This window comes from Pedobacter sp., from assembly GCF_035317785.1.
Taxonomy (GTDB): Bacteria; Bacteroidota; Bacteroidia; order Sphingobacteriales; family Sphingobacteriaceae; genus Pedobacter.
In genome coordinates this window covers 1-3284 of record NZ_DATHGC010000050.1, presented here as the reverse complement: position 1 = coordinate 3284, position 3284 = coordinate 1, and the positions used below count along the sequence as shown (strand labels likewise).

Genomic DNA, 3284 nt, shown 5'->3' with positions numbered 1-3284 from the left:
GGAAGAGATGACGTTTTTAAATGTAAAATTCCCCAGCCTCATTAGGGCTATCCGACCAAGATTCCCGCTGATGGGTCCACTGAGCCCTATCCCAAGATTTGCGCTGATTGCGTCTGCGGGGACTGGGAAGGGCTTTTCGTTTAAGGTCTCCAGGGACAGGGCGTGGCTGGCCCCGTTGTCGATCACCATCTTCACACTGACAGTGCCAAGCGCCGGAATGTCAAGATCAATGTTGACGTAGGGTTTGTTGTTAATGATCTGTATGGGTACTTTTTCTCCTTTAATTTTCCGTTTGTCACCAGGCAAAAAGAAAACGACTCTTCTGCCTGAATAGTTTATTTTCACAATAAAGCTTCTGAAAAAATAATAACCAAGCAGCCCGGAGATCTTGGTGCCGACATAATTGGACAACCCCAGGACGTCCTCTTTCAGGATGGCTGCCGGAATGTAGCTGATGCCAGCCCGGCCAACGGATGCATTGATCTCATTTGAAAGTAACGCGTCTATCTCTGCGCCCTTACCCAGACCGGTAATTTTTATGGGTCTTAGTTTTTTTGGATCCAGGTCTTTAACGATCGAAGTATCTGTGATGATCATTGGGCCGACTCCGGTGTCCAGGATAAAATTATAGGGTCCTTTGCCATTGACGTAAACCGGAATAACGACCAGATTTTTAGTCAGTAAAAAAGATACGGCGCCTTTTTTTCTGTTTCCGCTGAAATGGAATTCCTGGGCGCATATCTTTGCGGCGGAACAGATCTGAAGAACCGCTGACAACAGGATTATTTTTAGAAAGAAGAATTTGGCGGCTCGCATGGCGGTTTCATTAAACTAATTTAATAAATTAGTAAAACAGTATGGATAAATGTATCATTAAAAACAAGAGTTTAGCGGGAATAATTTTTCTTTCTGCAGCTATATTTCTCACCGCATGCTCGGTCGATAAAAGAGTTTCGGGGGCGGTCGAAAAAAGGATCAGGCAGTCAAAAATACTAAGCAGGCACTACGTGGGGGTTGCCTTGTATAGTATGGAAAGCAAAAGGCTGGTGCTGGACCACAACGCGGACAAGTATTTTACACCCGCTTCAAATACCAAACTTTTTACTTTTTATGCGGGACTAAAGATGATCCCTGACCGGATGCCATCTTTAAGGTATATCGAAAAAGGGGACTCTCTGATCTTTTGGGGCACCGGAGACCCTTCCTTATTGCAGACCAAACTGAAAGGAAATGCGGTGTATGATTTCTTAAAGCAATCGAATAAACAGTTGTTCTTTGCGGCAGGCAGATATACTGGCAATTTTTATGGCGGCGGCTGGCAATGGGATGATTACAACGACTATTACCAGGCGGAGATCAATGAATTGCCAATAATGGATAATCTGGTAAATGTTTCAAATAAAAATGGGCAAACAGCGGCACTTCCCCGCTTGTTCAAAGACAGCCTGCGGACTGATTCTTCCATGAGGGATACCGCATATCGCATTCGCCGGGATTTTAACGGCAATGTGTTTCGTCATCCTCCGCTTGCTGTTCCTTTAGGATACGATGAGCAGGTGCCTTACAAAGTAAGCACCGCCATAACAATTGCTTTGCTGGCTGATACTTTAAAAAAGAACGTCAACAGCATCACAATGGCAATGCCAGCAGAAGCAAAAACTTTATTCGGGTTAAAAACAGATTCGGTACTGAAAGAAATGATGCTGCCCAGTGATAATTTTATTGCCGAGCAGCTCCTTTTGGTGTATTCGGACCGCCTGGGCCAGGAATTGAATGCCGTTAAGGCAATTGAACACATCAAAAAAAATTATCTTTCCGCTTTGCCTGACGGGCCCAGGTGGGCAGACGGCTCAGGCCTTTCCCGGTACAATCTTTTTACGCCAAGGGATATCATTAAACTGCTGGAGCTGATCGATACTGAAGTGCATGATCAGCAGCGGTTGTTCTCACTGCTTCCGGCGGGCGGGAAAACGGGCACATTAAAAAAGGCCTATCCAAAGACAGATCAGCCGTTTGTATTTGGCAAAACGGGGAGTTTGTCTAACGTCTATAACCAAAGCGGTTATATCTTAACCAAAAAAGGAAGGAAATATATCTTTTCATTCATGAACAATAATTTTGTTGATGCTACGGCTGATGTCAGGAAAGCCATGGCAGAGATCGTCACTTATATTCATGAAAAATATTAGTGTTCACAGCCTTTCAAAGGGGATGTCCATAAGGGCATAATTTTTCCAGCCAATAAAGTCATAATGCCACCATTCATTGTCAATGACACGGAAGCCATGGCGGTGCATTACGGAGATCAGGTAGTCCCTGTTTTTAATAACAGGCTGCGGAAGATCTTTGTAGGTTGGGGAAGCTTCGGGCGCAAAGCTGTCGTAAGGCGTAGGCATCGGAATGTCTTTGCCTGTCTTAAGGTCGACCAGCGTTAGGTCAACCGCACAGCCGCGATTGTGTTTGGACCCTTTTTTGGGATTGGCAACGAAAGCTTTGTCGCTCGCTTTTTTGTAGAAGGCGACAGTGACGGCATAAGGGCGGTAGGCGTCAAAGATCTTTAATCCATATCCCTTGCGGTTGAGTTCGGATTGTATTTTTTTGAGTTGTTCTGCAACTGGTTTTCTGGCAAAAGCCCGGGCCTGTTTATACATAACCTGCTTCATGAAATTGTTTCGGGTGGCGTATCGGACGTCAAGGATAATCCCCGGAATGGCTTTTTTTAGCTCTACGAGTTTGTTGTCCGGATTGGCGGCACAGGACGACAAATAGGCCTTATAGGACCCGACGACCCTAAGTGTTGTGGTATCTTCTTTGGCCTGGGCGAAGGCTGCAAATGGGAATAACAGGACAGCAAGCAGAAATCTGGGGGCCATGGTGATCATTGATTGGACACGACCAGAAGTTCGATGTCCTTGTAGGGAATGTTGAATAAGGTTGCCAGGTCTTTGTTGGTGAGGTGTCCCTGATAAATGTATAGCGCCTCTCTTATTCCCGGTTTGTTCCACACGACACTCATTAGTCCGCCCATATCTCCAATGTCTACCAATATGGGGCTGAAAATGTTTGTTAGTGCGTAAGACGCAGTTCTGGGCACCCTGGAAGCAATGTTTGGTACACAGTAATGAATGACATCATGCTTTCTGAATACCGGGTCTTTATGATTGGTGACTTCAGAGGTCTCAAAACAGCCGCCCTGATCAATACTGACGTCAATGATGACGGAGTTGGGTTTCATTCTGCTCACGGTCTCTTCCATGATGATACAGGGGCTCCTTCCGTGAGTA

General features: G+C 45.5%; 3 protein-coding genes and 1 pseudogene. 1 reads left to right on the top strand and 3 read right to left on the bottom strand.

Annotation, left to right across the window (positions count from 1 at the left end; translation table 11 throughout):
• On the bottom strand, positions 1 to 816 hold an 816-nt coding region (locus VK541_RS03305; RefSeq protein ID WP_324366892.1), incomplete at its 3' end, for an aspartyl protease family protein.
• 41 nt (positions 817 to 857) lie between these two features.
• Between VK541_RS03305 and VK541_RS03300 the strand changes: the two genes are divergently transcribed.
• Positions 858 to 2189: a D-alanyl-D-alanine carboxypeptidase/D-alanyl-D-alanine-endopeptidase gene (locus VK541_RS03300; protein WP_324366890.1), complete on the top strand. Its 1332-nt coding sequence runs from the start codon at positions 858 to 860 to the stop codon at positions 2187 to 2189.
• A 3-nt stretch (positions 2190 to 2192) separates the two neighbouring features.
• Here VK541_RS03300 and VK541_RS03295 read toward each other — a convergent pair whose 3' ends face one another.
• Positions 2193 to 2873, bottom strand: a complete 681-nt coding sequence (locus tag VK541_RS03295) for a M15 family metallopeptidase (RefSeq protein WP_324366888.1) — start codon at positions 2871 to 2873, stop codon at positions 2193 to 2195.
• Positions 2874 to 2878: 5 nt separating this feature from the next.
• Positions 2879 to 3284 (bottom strand): annotated as a pseudogene (locus VK541_RS03290) (alanine dehydrogenase); the annotation flags it as partial.

Coding starts and splice junctions, on each gene's coding strand:
- VK541_RS03300 (WP_324366890.1), top strand. CDS start 858: ATGGATAAATGTATCATTAAAAACAAGAGTTTAGCGGGAATAATTTTT.
- VK541_RS03295 (WP_324366888.1), bottom strand. CDS start 2,873: ATGGCCCCCAGATTTCTGCTTGCTGTCCTGTTATTCCCATTTGCAGCC.